15 protein-coding genes are annotated in these 13,076 nt (G+C 72.9%); 9 read left to right on the top strand and 6 right to left on the bottom strand.

The window, feature by feature from the left end; genetic code table 11:
- The first annotated feature begins 24 nt into the window (after window positions 1–24).
- From ACZ466_RS20925 to ACZ466_RS20915, 3 genes are read left to right on the top strand one after another with little or no spacing between them, the layout of a single operon-like run.
- Entirely contained in the window at window positions 25–231 is a 207-nt protein-coding gene (locus tag ACZ466_RS20925) for a heavy-metal-associated domain-containing protein (protein WP_378284552.1), read from the top strand.
- A gap of 7 nt (window positions 232–238) precedes the next feature.
- Window positions 239–1,234, top strand: coding sequence for a hypothetical protein (locus tag ACZ466_RS20920; protein WP_378284553.1), 996 nt, complete (start codon window positions 239–241; stop codon window positions 1,232–1,234).
- Between the two features lie 32 nt (window positions 1,235–1,266).
- On the top strand, window positions 1,267–3,597 hold the full coding sequence (locus ACZ466_RS20915) for a heavy metal translocating P-type ATPase (protein ID WP_378284554.1): 2,331 nt from the start codon (window positions 1,267–1,269) through the stop codon (window positions 3,595–3,597).
- 505 nt (window positions 3,598–4,102) lie between these two features.
- On the opposite strand, the gene ACZ466_RS20910 is transcribed toward ACZ466_RS20915, so the two are convergent.
- Window positions 4,103–4,522, bottom strand: coding sequence for a MarR family winged helix-turn-helix transcriptional regulator (locus ACZ466_RS20910; protein ID WP_378284556.1), 420 nt, complete (start codon window positions 4,520–4,522; stop codon window positions 4,103–4,105).
- Window positions 4,523–4,617: 95 nt separating this feature from the next.
- On the opposite strand from ACZ466_RS20910, the gene ACZ466_RS20905 reads away from it, so the two are divergent.
- Together ACZ466_RS20905 and ACZ466_RS20900 are read left to right on the top strand one after the other, a co-directional pair.
- Window positions 4,618–5,016, top strand: a complete 399-nt coding sequence (locus tag ACZ466_RS20905) for a RidA family protein (RefSeq protein ID WP_378284557.1) — start codon at window positions 4,618–4,620, stop codon at window positions 5,014–5,016.
- 30 nt (window positions 5,017–5,046) lie between these two features.
- The gene (locus ACZ466_RS20900) at window positions 5,047–6,168 is read left to right on the top strand and encodes an alkene reductase (protein WP_378284558.1); all 1,122 of its coding nucleotides are present in this window, start codon (window positions 5,047–5,049) and stop codon (window positions 6,166–6,168) included.
- 7 nt (window positions 6,169–6,175) lie between these two features.
- Here ACZ466_RS20900 and ACZ466_RS20895 read toward each other — a convergent pair whose 3' ends face one another.
- The 3 genes from ACZ466_RS20895 to ACZ466_RS20885 all read right to left on the bottom strand — a co-directional run bounded on the left by ACZ466_RS20895 (window position 6,176) and on the right by ACZ466_RS20885 (window position 8,290).
- Window positions 6,176–6,784, bottom strand: a complete 609-nt coding sequence (locus ACZ466_RS20895; protein ID WP_378284559.1) for a TenA family protein — start codon at window positions 6,782–6,784, stop codon at window positions 6,176–6,178.
- Window positions 6,785–7,174: 390 nt separating this feature from the next.
- Window positions 7,175–7,720 (bottom strand): HAD domain-containing protein, encoded by a 546-nt coding sequence (locus tag ACZ466_RS20890; protein ID WP_378284560.1) that lies wholly within the window; start codon window positions 7,718–7,720, stop codon window positions 7,175–7,177.
- Entirely contained in the window at window positions 7,721–8,290 is a 570-nt protein-coding gene (locus ACZ466_RS20885; RefSeq protein ID WP_378284561.1) for a DUF6368 family protein, read from the bottom strand.
- A 209-nt stretch (window positions 8,291–8,499) separates the two neighbouring features.
- Here ACZ466_RS20885 and ACZ466_RS20880 point away from each other — a divergent pair, with 209 nt between their 5' ends.
- Entirely contained in the window at window positions 8,500–8,862 is a 363-nt protein-coding gene (locus tag ACZ466_RS20880) for an ATP-binding protein (RefSeq protein WP_378284562.1), read from the top strand.
- An 11-nt stretch (window positions 8,863–8,873) separates the two neighbouring features.
- Window positions 8,874–9,734 carry an aminoglycoside 6-adenylyltransferase gene (locus tag ACZ466_RS20875; RefSeq protein WP_378284563.1) on the top strand — a complete coding sequence of 287 codons (861 nt, stop codon included), beginning with the start codon at window positions 8,874–8,876 and terminating at the stop codon, window positions 9,732–9,734.
- Here ACZ466_RS20875 and ACZ466_RS20870 read toward each other — a convergent pair.
- Complete coding sequence (locus ACZ466_RS20870) at window positions 9,715–10,245, bottom strand: DUF6817 domain-containing protein (protein ID WP_378284564.1); 531 nt, start codon at window positions 10,243–10,245, stop codon at window positions 9,715–9,717. The two genes, ACZ466_RS20875 and ACZ466_RS20870, sit on opposite strands and share 20 nt — an antisense overlap.
- A 215-nt stretch (window positions 10,246–10,460) precedes the next feature.
- Between ACZ466_RS20870 and ACZ466_RS20865 the strand changes: the two genes are divergently transcribed.
- Both ACZ466_RS20865 and ACZ466_RS20860 read left to right on the top strand, forming a co-directional pair.
- Window positions 10,461–11,036: an NADPH-dependent FMN reductase gene (locus ACZ466_RS20865; RefSeq protein WP_378284565.1), complete on the top strand. Its 576-nt coding sequence runs from the start codon at window positions 10,461–10,463 to the stop codon at window positions 11,034–11,036.
- Between the two features lie 14 nt (window positions 11,037–11,050).
- A complete protein-coding gene (locus ACZ466_RS20860; protein ID WP_378284566.1) occupies window positions 11,051–12,670 on the top strand; it encodes a DHA2 family efflux MFS transporter permease subunit in 1,620 nt (539 codons plus the stop codon).
- On the opposite strand, the gene ACZ466_RS20855 is transcribed toward ACZ466_RS20860, so the two are convergent.
- Window positions 12,574–13,074, bottom strand: coding sequence for a winged helix-turn-helix transcriptional regulator (locus tag ACZ466_RS20855; protein ID WP_378284567.1), 501 nt, complete (start codon window positions 13,072–13,074; stop codon window positions 12,574–12,576). The genes ACZ466_RS20860 and ACZ466_RS20855 overlap by 97 nt on opposite strands.
- Between the last annotated feature and the right edge of the window lie 2 nt (window positions 13,075–13,076).

The following is a 13,076-nucleotide window of genomic DNA, read 5'->3' as shown; positions in this document are numbered from 1 at the left end:
GGGGTAAATAGAGAGGGAGTGCCGATGAGCACCGCCACCTACACCGTCACCGGAATGACCTGCGGGCACTGCGTGAACTCGGTCAAGGAGGAGGTGGGCCAGGTCGCCGGCGTGAGCGAGGTGGCCGTCGACCTCGCGACCGGCCGGGTGACCGTGACCAGCGCAGCGCCCCTCGACGTGGCCCAGGTCCGGGCGGCCGTCGAGGAGGCCGGATACGAACTGAAGGCGTGAGGATGAGATGAACACCGCGACCAAGCTGGGAGCGTACGCCCTGGGCCTGGCCGCCGTCTTCGGCGGCGCCCTCGGGGCCGGCACCGTCGTCGGCCCCGTGGGCGCCACCACCGAGACCGCGCAGCACAAGGGCGGCGGCGGTCACGGGACGGGCGGCGGCGCGCAGGCCGGCGGGGGACACGGCGGCGGCCACGGAACCTCCGGCGGCGATACCCCCTCCCCCGTACCCGGCGGCCTCCAGGTCTCCCAGGACGGCTACACCCTCCGGCCGGAGACCACCACGGTCGAGCCGGGCGAGAAGACCGACTTCCGCTTCACGGTGGACGGCCCGGACGGCAAGCCCGTCACGCGGTACACGCTGCTGCACGGCAAGAAGCTGCACCTGATCATCGCTCGCCGCGACCTGTCGGGCTTCCAGCACCTGCACCCGGCCGAGGCCGGCGGCGGCGTCTGGACGATCCCGCTCACCCTGCCCGACCCGGGCGCCTACCGGTTCTTCACCGACGTCCAGCCCGAGGGCGCCAAGAAGCAGCTGACCCTGGGCACCGACGTCACCGCCCCCGGCGACTACCGGCCGCGGAAGCTGCCGGAAGCCGGACAGGTCGCCGAGGTCGACGGCTACGAGGTGAAGCTGGACGGGCGACTCGTTCCGGGCCGCTCCAGCAAGCTGACCCTGACCGTGAGCAAGGACGGTGAACCGGTCACCGACCTGGAGCCGTACCTGGAGGCGTACGGCCACCTGGTGGCGCTGCGCGATCGGGACCTGGCCTACCTGCACGTCCACCCGGACGGCGAGCCGGGCGACGGCAAGACCCGGCCGGGGCCGTCGATCACCTTCTACGCTGAGGTGCCGAGCACCGGCGCGTACCGGCTCTACCTGGACTTCCAGCACGGCGGCACGGTCCGTACGGCCGAGTTCACCGCGACGGCCGGGGACCAGGGGACCCCCGTCCCGCCCGCCGAAACCGGCGACGGGCACGGCGACGACCACGAGCACAACTGACATCTCGCACGACGATGCAAGGAGGAGGGGCGATGGCTTCCGGCGACGCGCTGGACCGGGTCGAGCTGGCGATCGGCGGGATGACGTGCGCCTCGTGCGCCGCCCGTGTCGAGAAGCGGTTGAACAAGCTGGAGGGCGTGACCGCGACGGTCAACTACGCCACCGGGAAGGCGCGGGTCGACTACCCCGAGGGCGTCAGCGTCGACGATCTGATCGCCCAGGTGGAGAAGGCCGGATACACCGCCGAGCCGCCCCCGCCCCCCGATCCGGACCCCGGGCCCGGGGCGGATCACGCCGATGACGACGGGCTGCGGCCGCTGCGGCAGCGGCTGGTGACCTCGATCGTGCTGGCGGTGCCGGTGATCGCGCTGGCGATGGTCCCGGCCTGGCAGTTCGAGTACTGGCAGTGGCTGTCGCTGACGCTGGCCGCGCCGGTCGTGGTGTACGCGGGCTGGCCCTTCCACAGGGCCGCCTGGACGAACCTGCGGCACGGCGCCGCGACCATGGACACGCTGGTGTCGCTGGGCACCCTGGCCGCGTTCGGCTGGTCGCTGTGGGCGCTGTTCTTCGGCACGGCGGGCGTGCCGGGCATCCGGCACGGCTTCGAGTTCTCCATGACCCGCTCGGACGGGTCGATGAACATCTACCTGGAGGCGGCCGCGGGTGTGATCGCCTTCATCCTGGCCGGGCGCTACTTCGAGGCCCGTTCCAAGCGCCGTGCCGGTGCGGCCCTGCGCGCCCTGCTGGAGCTGGGCGCCAAGGAGGTCTCGGTCGTCCGGGACGGGGGCCGCGAGGAGCGCGTCCCGGTCGAGCGGCTGGTCCCCGGGGACGTGTTCGCGGTCCGCCCGGGGGAGAAGATCGCCACCGACGGGCAGGTCGTGGAGGGCTCCTCGGCGGTGGACGCCTCGCTGCTGACCGGCGAGTCCGTCCCGGTCGAGGTCGGGCCGGGCGACGCGGTCACCGGCGCCACCGTCAACGCGGGCGGGCGGCTGCTGGTCCGGGCGACCCGGGTCGGAGCCGACACGCAGCTGGCGCAGATGGCGCGGCTGGTGGAGGAGGCGCAGAACGGCAAGGCGCGGGTGCAGCGGCTGGCCGACCGGATCTCCGGGGTGTTCGTCCCGATCGTGATCGCGCTGGCCGCGGCGACCCTGGGGTTCTGGCTGGGCACCGGCACGGGCACGGCGGCGGCGTTCACCGCCGCGGTCGCGGTGCTGATCATCGCCTGCCCGTGCGCGCTGGGCCTGGCCACCCCGACCGCGCTGATGGTCGGCACGGGACGCGGCGCCCAGCTGGGCATCCTGATCAAGGGCCCGGAGGTGCTGGAGTCCACCCGCGCCGTCGACACCGTCGTCCTGGACAAGACCGGCACCGTCACCACCGGCCGGATGGCCATGGTCGGCGTGGTCACCGCCGAGGGCGTGGACGAGGCCGAGGTGCTGCGGCTGGCCGGCGGCCTGGAGAACGCCTCCGAGCACCCGATCGCCCGGGCGATCGCCGCCGGTGCCGTCGAGCGCGCCGGGGAACTGGGCACGGTCGAGGACTTCGCCAACGTCGAGGGCCTGGGCGTGCAGGGGATGGTGGACGGGCACGGCGTGCTGGTCGGCCGTCCCCGGCTGCTGGCCGAGTGGTCCCAGCACCTGCCGCCCGAGCTGGAGAAGGCGATGGACGAGGCGCGGGAGCGCGGCCACACCGCGGTCGCGGTCGGCGTCGACGGCGCCGCCCAGGCCGTGATCACGGTCGCCGACCAGGTCAAGCCGACCTCCGCCGAGGCGATCGAGCGGCTGCGCGGGCTGGGACTGCGGCCGGTGCTGCTGACCGGCGACAACGAGGCGGTCGCCCGGACCGTCGCGGACGCGGTGGGGATCGAGGAGGTCGTCGCCGAGGTCCTGCCCGAGGGCAAGGTCGAGGTGATCAAGCGGCTGCAGGCCGAGGGCCGCACGGTCGCGATGGTCGGGGACGGCGTGAACGACGCCGCCGCGCTGGCCCAGGCCGATCTCGGGCTGGCGATGGGCACCGGCACCGATGTCGCGATCGAGGCGTCCGACCTGACCCTGATCAGCGGCGACCTGCGCGCCGCCGCGGACGCGATCCGGCTGTCGAGGCGCACGCTGACCACCATCAAGGGCAACCTGTTCTGGGCGTTCGCCTACAACGTGGCCGCGCTGCCGCTGGCCGCCGCGGGGCTGCTCAACCCCATGATCGCCGGTGGGGCGATGGCGTTCTCCTCGGTGTTCGTCGTCAGCAACAGCCTGCGCCTGCGGGGGTTCAAGCCGCTCAAGGGGCGTCCGGTGGCGGAGGGGGCCGTCGCGGCGCCGTCCGGCCCGCAGCCCCCGGCGAAGGAGTCGGCCACCGCGACCCGCTGACCTCCCGCGCCTCGGCAGGACGAGCGGCGCTCCCGGACGGGGGCGCCGCTCGTGCTTTCGTCAGCGGCGGTGGTGGGACGTGGCGCACCGGAGCAACTGGACGGGCCGCTGCTTCCAGGAGAAGCGGCACCGGCCCGGGCCCGCCGTGCGGGCCCCGGCCTCCGGCGGTCCGGAGGGGAGGACGTCCGGCGTCACCCTCTGGCCGGGGGCCTTGTCCCAGCGGCCGTCGCCCGTACCGCGCGCGCCGTCGTCCCCGACGGAGCGGAGCGCGGCGCCGGCACCGCCCGACGCGCCGGTCGTCCCGGCGAGCCCGGCGAGCAGCAGAAACGCGACCAGGACGGCTGGCCGCGCCGGCCGCCGCTGCTGCGGAGCGTGACCGGTAGATATCGGACGGGAGTGACTCATGCCCACGGAACGGACCCTATATCCCTCTGCGTGCTCCGTCCCTCACCTTGGGTCATCGTCCGGCTGAAAAGGCGATGGCCGGAGCATGTCCGGGGGGCGGTCAGGCGCGGAGCGCGGTGACCAGGGGGCCGACGCGCTGGTCGCCGGTGGCGGAGTCGAGCGCGTCGCGGAGGGTCTCGTGGTAGGTGGGGGCGGCCTTCTCCTGGACGGCCCGCCCCTCCTCGGTGATCATCGTGTAGACGCCGCGGCGGTCGTTGGGGCAGTGCGCCCGCCGGGTCAGGCCGGACGACTCCAGCCGCGCGACCAGGCGGCTGACCGAGCTCTGGTTGAGGCCGATGAGGTCGGCCAGCTCCTGCATGCGCAGCTCGCCGCCCTCGGCGGAGGCGAGCCGGCACAGCGCCCGGTACTCCGACAGGCCGATGCCGTGCCGCCGCTGGATGGTCTTGGCGAGTTCGCTCTCGACGCGCCCGTGCAGGGTGACCACCTGGTCCCAGATGGCCCCGTCCGTCGTCCCGGTCATGTCGGCGCCTCCTCTTGACAGAGGATACATGCACTGCAAACATCTGCATGCACATACATTCAATGTAGGTACATGCATTTCTTCTGGAGGCGATCATGACCGTCAGCGCGAAGCGGCGGGTGGCGACCGACCCCGACTGGTACGAGCCGTACCGGATCTCCCAGGCCATCGAGGCGGGCGGGCTCATCCACGTGTCCGGCCAGGCCGGCATCGACGAGCACGGCCGCACCGTCTCGGCGGACTTCCTGGAGCAGGGCCGCCGGGCGTTCGGCAACGTGCGCCGGGTGCTGGACGCCGCGGGCGCCGGCCTGGCCGACATCGTCAAGATCGGGATCTTCGTGACCGACCTGGAAACCCGGCTCGACGACGTGATCAAGCTGCGCGAGGAGTTCCTCACCGAGCCCTACCCCGCCGACACGCTCCTCGAGGTGTCCCGCCTGGCCCAGGCCGACTGGCTGATCGAGATCGAGGCCACCGCACTCGCCGCCCGCTGAGCGCGCCCGTCCACGACAGGAGGAAACCCCATGCCAGAGGTCGTCCCGCAGCCCCCGAACCCGCTGCTGCTCCCCTACGAGACCGGCCACCTGCGGCTGCGCAACCGGATCGCGATGGCCCCGATGACCCGCGGCCGGGCCGACGACACCACCGCCGTCCCGAGCCCGCTGACCCGCACCTACTACGCGCAGCGGGCCGGCGCCGGGCTGATCGTCACCGAGGGCCTCTGGCCCCACCCGCTCGGCAAGGGCGGCCCCGGCATCCCCGGCCTGGTGACCGACGAGCACGTGGCGGCCTGGCGCGAGGTGACCCGCGCCGTCCACGCCGAGGGCGGGCGGATCTTCGCCCAGCTCTGGCACGTCGGCCGCATGACGCACCCCGTCACCCTCCCCGACGGCGAGCTCCCGGTCGCGCCCTCGGCGGTCCGGATCACCGGCGAGCCGATCTTCACCCGGGACGGCCCGCTCGACCACGTCACCCCCAGACCGCTGGCGACCGCCGAGGCCGAGGCCGTGATCGCCGCGTTCGCCGCCGAGGCCCGCAACGCGATCCGCGCCGGGTTCGACGGCGTGGAGGTGCACGGCGCCAACGGCTACCTCCTCCAGCAGTTCCTGGCCGAGAACACCAACCTGCGCACCGACCGCTTCGGCGGCTCCCGCAACGGCCGGCTGCGCCTGGTGGTCGAGGTCGTCGAGGCGATCGCGGCCGAGATCGGCCCCGAGCGGGTCGGACTGCGGATCTCCCCCGACAACCCGGAGAACGAGATCGCCGAGGAGGACCCCCAGGGCACCTACCGCGCCCTCGCCGGCGCCCTCGCCCCCCTCGGGCTCGCCTACCTGCACGTGATCGAACGCGGCGCGTACGGCGCGCTCGCCGACCTGCGCCCGCTCTGGCCGGGCACCCTGATCGCCAACTTCAACGGCCCCGAGCCCACGACACGGCGGGCGGGCGAGGAGGTCCTGGAGGCGGGCCTGGCCGACCTCTTCTCCTTCGGGCGGCTGTTCATCTCCAACCCCGACCTGCCGGCCCGCTTCGCCGCCGGAGCCCCGCTCAACCGCCACGCCGAGCACCTGGTGTACGGCGGCGGCGCCGAAGGCTACACCGACTACCCCGCCCTGGAGGCGCCCACCGCGGAAGGGGCGCGGACCTGACGGCCGCTCAGAACGGCACGTCCCAGAACGCGACCTCGTGCCGCATGCCCTCCAGGAACGCCCTTTCGGCCGCCTCCCGCTCCGGGGCCGCCTCGTCGATCATCTGGGCGACGCGGCGGGTCAGCGCGGCGAACCCGGGATCGGCGTAGGTGTCGACCCAGCGGCGGTAGCGCGGCTCGGCGGGAGGGTCCTCCGCGAGCCGCGCCCCGAGCGTGGAGTAGCCCCACATGCAGGGGTACAGCGCGGCCAGGCCCGTACCGTACGAGGCGGCGCCGTCCAGCAGGAACGCGGTGTACGCGGCGCACGCCGGCCCCTTGCCCGCCCCGTCCAGATCGGCGCCGAACTCCGCGGACAGCGACCGGTGCAGCGACAGTTCCTCGTGGTACGTCGCGTGGGCGAGGTCGACCAGGTCGCCGAGGTGCGCGGCGGGCGCCTGCCAGGCCAGCCGGGAGAAGACGCGGACGTAGTCGTGCAGGAAGAGGTAGTCCTGCTCCAGCCAGGAGCGGAACACCGCCTCGTCGAGGTCGCCCCGGGCGATGCCCGCCACCGTCGGATGCTTGAGCTGCTCCTCGACCAGCGGCCGGCCGAGCTCCTCCAGATGCGCCGCGAGACTCATGCCGCCAGTGTGCCAGCCGCCCCGGAGACGACCAGACCCCGCCAGGTCCTGGGACCTGGCGGGGCCGTGGTCATGCCGGTGTGCGGGTCGCCTCTCGGCGAAATGCACAACGCGGCTCCAGCCGGACGGTATTCCGCGAAGGCGATAGGTGAGGCCCGGGGACTCCAGGCACACCGGCCATCACATGTAACCACGACCGCCGCCCCGATGTTCCCGCGCCCCACCGACGGATCCCCGAATGATCGTCGGCACCCGGCACGCGCCGCCGCCGCACACCCGAACTCCGCGGCGACCGCCCCCGTCGTTTCACGTGAAGCCTCCACCCGAGACGACGCACCGTCCGCCCGGCCGGCCTGCGCGTCCGGACCGCGGCACCGAATGCGATCATTCTCACTCGCGGACTCCGGAGGGCCAGGTGAGGAGGCGGTCCACGTGGCGGCGGGTCAGTCCCTCGCGCGGGTCGGCGTGGACCAGTTCGATGCCCCGGTACGGCCACGCCTGGCGCTTGATCCGCGGCGGGATGACGTCATCGATCCACGCGAAGCGGCGCCCGTCGGCGTGGCGGAGCAGGGGCGCCCATTTGTGCGTTTCGAGAAGCTGGATGATCGGGAACCGCGGATCGCCCCGCCGCCGCCGGTACGCGGAGAACTCCACCACGGGCAGTTCAGGTAGGCCCAGCAGCGGCCCCACGTGCTCGTTGGCGTGATGCTCCCAGGTCGTCGCCCAGACCAGGTCGTAGAGTCCGGCCAGTTCCCGCAGCCAGGCGCCGTGGTCCGGCGAGAGGCGGACGGTGAGATCTCCGATCGAGTGCCGGGCGAAACGCTCCGGCTCGGAAGGCGACAGCGGATTCAGCACGCCGTCGATGTCCACGTACAGCAACGGCTTGACCGCCGGGCGGGTTCCGGGGCGCGGTACGCGACCGATTCCCCAGGCCACCTAGTCGCCCAGGTGGAAGTCGGGGTGGCGCAGCCAGGCGGCCAGGAACTCGGTGTCGCCGACGTGCCGGAACCAGCGGCCGCCTCCGCCGGTGTCGTACGAGACTTCTTCGACCCGTCCTGGCAGGGAGGCCACCAGCGCTCTGGCCCGGGTCAGGTCGGCCGGGTCTCTGGTTTCGTCGCGCGGGGTGGGGTAGCCCAGGACGCCGTCGAAATCGATGAGTGCGTCCAGACGCGCGGCGAGTGCGAGTGCGAGGTGGCCGAGGACGAGGTCATGCGTGCGGCCCGAGCGCCCTGCGTCGAGAATCAGGCTCTGGACGGGCGGACGCGCGAATGCGGAGTAGTCCTCGTCGTCGGCCGGAACGCATTCGTCGTCGGAGAGGAAGAAGGCGCCGGTCTCACCAGGGGAAAGGGCGTCAAGGGCGATGGCGGTGCCGTCCCGTACCCAGAAGGAGACGTCGCCGTCTCGTGCGATCTTCACCCCGTCGCAGAAGGTTTCCAGCCAGGGGACGACGCGGGGCCGCACATCGTCCGATGCGAAGAGCCACAGCCCGACGGCCGAACCTGCCATAACCCCGTCCTCTCAGCGCGGGTCGGCTCGATCATCGCCTCACCCTAGCCGCGGGGGTCCCGGGTGGGGGAACACGTTTATCCAGATCCCAAATTTCGGGTCTCCCCTTGTCAGGCCAGGCGATTGTTTCCTTTTCCCCGGTGGCCCCATGCTGCTTACCGGAGGGGGTGGGCCGCGTGCGGGTGCTCGGTTCGATCAGTCTGCCGGGGGTGACCAGGTCGGCGCCGCGGGCGCGGGCGTTCGTGGGGAGGGTGGCGGGCGACCGGCTGCGGGTGGACGCGGAGGTGCTCGGCGACATCGGGCTGTGCGTCGGCGAGCTGGTCGCCAACGCGTGCGAGCACACCGCCTCGGGACAGGGCGGCCGGGTCGCGGTGGTGGTCGAGGCGCGGCGCGCCGTCGTCCGGGTCACGGTGATCGACGATGGCGGCGCGGACGGGAAGCCGCATGTGGCCGAGCCGTTCGGGGAGGACGGCCGCGGCCTGCGGCTGGTGGAGGCCCTGGCGGCGGGGTGGGGGGTGGACGAGGCGGACGGCGGAAGCGCCGTGTGGGCGGAGTTCCCCGCCGCCGTCTAGGGTCGGGTCGCGTGGAGGATCCGGAGGCCCTGCGGGCGGCGATCGTGGCGTGGGCCAGGAACGATGTGCGGGTCGAGGCCGTGGTGCAGACGGGGTCGCGGGCGCGGGGGACGGGCGTCGACGCGTTCTCCGACCTCGACGTGGAGATCATCGGCCGGGGCTGGCGGGAGCTGTTCGCGGACGTGTCGTGGAGCGGGGCGTTCGGGCGGGTGCTGGTGTCGGTGTCGACGACGCCGGAGGAGTTCGCGGAGGAGCGGGCCACCCGGCTGGTGGTGTACGGGGGCGGGCGCAAGGTCGACTTCACGCTGGCGGGGCCGGAGCGCCTGGAGGGCTTCCGGCGGGAGGGCCTGGACGATCTCTACGAGCGCGGTCACCTGGTCCTGCTGGACAAGACCGGGGTCACGGAGGGCCTGCCGGCGGCGACGGGGGCGGCGCCGGTGCCGCGGCGTCCGGGCCGGGAGGAGTTCGATCACGCGGTCGCGGAGTTCTGGTTCGAGGCGACGCAGGTGCCGATCTACCTGGCGCGCGGCGATCTGTGGGTGGTGAAGTTCCGCGACACCACCATGAAGGAGTTCCTGCTGGACATGCTCCAGTGGTACGCGGCGGTGGAGGGCGCGGCGGACGTGTGGCATATCGGTCACCGCATGGATCAATGGCTTCCGGAGCATATCTGGAAGGCGCTCCAGGAGACCTATGGGCGTTTCGACGCGGCGGACGGCTGGCGTGCCCTGCGCGCCACGAACCGGGTTTTCGCGGAGGTCGCCGAGGTGGTCGCGGAAAGGTGCGGTTTCGCGTCGTGCGCGGGGTTGGCCGAGGATGTGGGCCGGCTTGTCGACGCGATCGAGCGGCGGGCTAGGGAAGGCTCGTTCTGACGGCTTGGCCTGCGGGTTCGCTGATGAGGGGCTGCCAGGAGAGGAAGAGTTCGCGGAGCCCTCGTCCGTGGCGGGCGCGCATTTCCGGGGACGCGCGCATGACGTCGAGTTCGTTCGCGACGGTGATTTCGGCGAAGCCCCTCCGGATGGGTTCGGGCGCTAGGGAGATCGTGCCGGTGAATCGGTCCCGGTAGGTGCCGCCGTCCTGGACGAGGCGCGGATGGGTGTGGGCGCGGTCGCAGGCGCCGTAGAAGTAGACGAGTTCCTCGGCCTCGGCTCCGACGGCGGCGGAGAGGACGTGGCGGTCGCCGATGTGTCCCAGGGCGGCGGGAGAGCCGTCGGCGCCGTAGAAGGCGTGGGTCAGCCCGGCCATGCGGATGTGCGCGGGGGCGTCCCAGCGGCGCAGCAGCGCGTGGACGCGTTCCAGGTGGGCCAGCAGCGTGCCGCCGGGGTGGGCGATCTCGCCCGCGCCCCGGTCGCGCAGGAGCTCGGTGGCCGCGGTGATCGGCATGGCCTCATGCTGTGATCGCCGCCGGCCCCGGTCAATGCCCCGTCGCGCTTGGGACGGTCCAAGCCGCGAGAACGCGCTTGACATCAACCATTGTTGAGGTTTCAGGGTGGGGTGCGAGCCGGTCACCCGCACCGGTCACGTGACGGATGCCCGTCCGCGAAGGGGCTTCCTAGCGTCGTGAACGACCGTACGACCTGCATGGACGGAGCGAGACCATGACCGAGAACGCACTGCGCGTGGCGATCGTCGTCGGCAGCAACCGCAGCGGGCGGTTCGCCCCCGCCGTCGCCACCTGGTTCGCCGGACGGGCAGGGGAGCACGAGGGCGTCCGGCCCGACGTCATCGACCTGGGCGATCTGGAGCTGCCCACCGTCCTGGGCGACCCGGCGGCCGCCGCCGCGCTGGCCGAGGCCACCGAGGCCCTCGAACGGGCCGACGCGTTCGTGATCATCACGCCGGAGTACAACCACAGCTTCCCCGGGAGCCTGAAGAACTTCATCGACGCGCACTTCACCCAGTGGCAGGCCAAGCCGGTGGCCTTCGTGTCGTACGGCGGGATGGCCGGCGGCCAGCGGGCGGTGGAGCACCTGCGGCAGGTCTTCGCCGAGCTGCACGCGGTGACGATCCGGGACACCGTCAGCTTCCACAACCCGTGGGGCCAGTTCGACGGCGAGGGCCGCCACCTGGAACCCGAGGGCGCCAACGCCGCGGCCAAGGGCATGCTCGACCAGCTCGCCTGGTGGGGCCACGCCCTGCGCGACGCCCGCGCCGTCCGCCCCTACAGCGCCTGACCTTGGGAGATGCGATGAGCAACGAAAGACCCGGCGAGCAGGAAGGCCCGGACGCGATCGCGTCCAGAGACACCCCCCGGCCGGCCGGGCGGGGGGCGATGACCATCGCGCTGGTGCTGGTCCTCGGATCGATCATGGTCTCGCTGGACATGACCGTGGTGAACGTCGCGATCGCCCACCTGTCGGCGGACTTCGACGCGCCGCTGGCCACGATCCAGTGGGTCGCGACGGGCTACTCGCTGGCGCTGGGCGCGGTGATCCCGCTGTCGGCGTGGGCGATCGGCCGCTTCGGCGCCAAGCGGCTGTACCTGGGCGCGATCGGGCTGTTCGCGGCGGGGTCGATGCTGGCCGGGCTGGCCTGGAACATCGAGTCGCTGGTCGCGTTCCGGGTGGTGCAGGGCCTGGCGGGCGGGCTGGTGATGCCGGTCGGCATGACCATCCTGATCCGCGCCGCCCACCCCGACCGGCTGGGACGGCTGATGAGCACGCTGGGCCTGGCGATCCTGGTCGGGCCGATGGCCGGGCCGGTGCTCGGCGGCTGGCTGATCGACGAGGTGTCGTGGCGGTGGATGTTCTTCATCAACCTGCCGATCGGCGTGGTCGTGATCGCGCTGGCGTCCCGGATCTTCGCCCCGGACGGCGCCCGCGACCCGCGTCCGCTGGACGTCCCCGGCGCGCTCCTGCTGTCGCCCGGACTGGCCGCGCTGATCTACGGGGTGACCTCCGGCGGGGAGCACGGCGACTTCGCCCGTCCCGCGGTGCTGGTGCCGCTGGTCGCGGGCGGCGCGCTGATCGCGGCGTTCGTCGGACGGGCCGTCACCGCCCGCTACCCGCTGCTGGACCTGCGGCCGTTCCGCGACCGGGCGTTCGCGACCGCCACCGGGACGATGAGCCTGTTCGCGGTCGGCTACTTCGGCTCGATGCTGCTGCTCCCTTTGTACTTCCAGGTGGTGCGGGGCGAGAGCGCGACGATGGCGGGGCTGCTGGGGGTGCCGATGGCGCTGGCGTCGGGGACGGTCATGCAGTTCGCCGGGCGGCTGGCCGACAAGGTGAGCCCGGGCCGGACGGTCCCGGTGACGATCGCGGTGTCGGCGACCGGGTTCGCCCTCTTCGCCCATCAGTTGAGTGCGGACGCCTCGTACTGGGGCCTGGGCGCCGCGCTGCTGCTGGTCGGCGCGGGCGGCGGCGCGACGATGATGCCGCTGATGACGGCGGCGACCCGGCGGATGCCGCACGACCAGGCGCCGGCGGCCAGCACCACCCTCAACCTGATCAACACGACGGTCGCGGCGGTGGGCACGGCGGTGGCGTCGGTGCTGCTGTCGGCGGCGATGGCGGCGCGGGTGCCGGTGGCGGGCGAGGGCGGCCTGCAGGCGCTGCACGGGCTGGCCCCGGACGCGCGGGCCGCGGTCGCCCCGGGGCTGGCGGAGGCGTTCCAGCACACCTACGTGTGGGCGGTGGCGTTCGTGGTGCTGGCGATCGTCCCCGCGCTGTTCCTGCCGCGCCGCGACGACGGCCGTCCGGGGCGGGGCGCGGGTCAGCGGGACGAGCCGGAGCCCCGCCCCGAGACCGGCACGGAACCGGCCTCCGGCCTCGCGGTCTCCGCGGCCTCGGCCGAGACGCGGGCGTCGTAGGCGGTGCGGGCGGCGGCGATCTGCGGCTGGTGCTCCTCGGTCCAGGTGACGAGCGCCTTGATCGTGGAGTGCAGGTCGGCGCCGAGCGGGGTGAGCTCGTAGTCCACCCGGGGCGGGACGACCGGGTGGACGGTCCGCTTCACCAGCCCGTCGCGTTCGAGATGGCGCAGCGTGCGGGCGAGCATGCGCTGGGAGATCCCGTCGATCTCCCGGCGCAGCTCGGTGAAGCGCATGCTGCGCCGGTCGAGCAGGGCGATGACCAGCAGCGACCACTTGTCGGCGATCCGGTCGAGGATCTGCCTGACCTCGCAGTCCGCGCGGGTGTCCCAGTTCGTGACGTCGAAGCCCTGGTCGGTCCCGGTATCCCCGCAGTTACCGGGTGACTCGAAAGTCCCGTCTTCCATGG

The organism is Actinomadura rugatobispora (assembly GCF_055379765.1).
Note: the sequence above shows the minus strand (reverse complement) of the source record. Positions and strands in the feature narration are given on the sequence as shown.

What these genes read in the sequence shown, in the direction of transcription:
- ACZ466_RS20925 (WP_378284552.1), top strand. Translation starts at nt 25, where the DNA reads ATGAGCACCGCCACCTACACCGTCACCGGAATGACCTGCGGGCACTGC.
- ACZ466_RS20920 (WP_378284553.1), top strand. Translation starts at nt 239, where the DNA reads ATGAACACCGCGACCAAGCTGGGAGCGTACGCCCTGGGCCTGGCCGCC.
- ACZ466_RS20915 (WP_378284554.1), top strand. Translation starts at nt 1,267, where the DNA reads ATGGCTTCCGGCGACGCGCTGGACCGGGTCGAGCTGGCGATCGGCGGG.
- ACZ466_RS20910 (WP_378284556.1), bottom strand. Translation starts at nt 4,522, where the DNA reads ATGACCGGGACGACGGACGGGGCCATCTGGGACCAGGTGGTCACCCTG.
- ACZ466_RS20905 (WP_378284557.1), top strand. Translation starts at nt 4,618, where the DNA reads ATGACCGTCAGCGCGAAGCGGCGGGTGGCGACCGACCCCGACTGGTAC.
- ACZ466_RS20900 (WP_378284558.1), top strand. Translation starts at nt 5,047, where the DNA reads ATGCCAGAGGTCGTCCCGCAGCCCCCGAACCCGCTGCTGCTCCCCTAC.
- ACZ466_RS20895 (WP_378284559.1), bottom strand. Translation starts at nt 6,784, where the DNA reads ATGAGTCTCGCGGCGCATCTGGAGGAGCTCGGCCGGCCGCTGGTCGAG.
- ACZ466_RS20885 (WP_378284561.1), bottom strand. Translation starts at nt 8,290, where the DNA reads ATGGCAGGTTCGGCCGTCGGGCTGTGGCTCTTCGCATCGGACGATGTG.
- ACZ466_RS20870 (WP_378284564.1), bottom strand. Translation starts at nt 10,245, where the DNA reads ATGCCGATCACCGCGGCCACCGAGCTCCTGCGCGACCGGGGCGCGGGC.
- ACZ466_RS20865 (WP_378284565.1), top strand. Translation starts at nt 10,461, where the DNA reads ATGACCGAGAACGCACTGCGCGTGGCGATCGTCGTCGGCAGCAACCGC.
- ACZ466_RS20860 (WP_378284566.1), top strand. Translation starts at nt 11,051, where the DNA reads ATGAGCAACGAAAGACCCGGCGAGCAGGAAGGCCCGGACGCGATCGCG.
- ACZ466_RS20855 (WP_378284567.1), bottom strand. Translation starts at nt 13,074, where the DNA reads ATGGAAGACGGGACTTTCGAGTCACCCGGTAACTGCGGGGATACCGGG.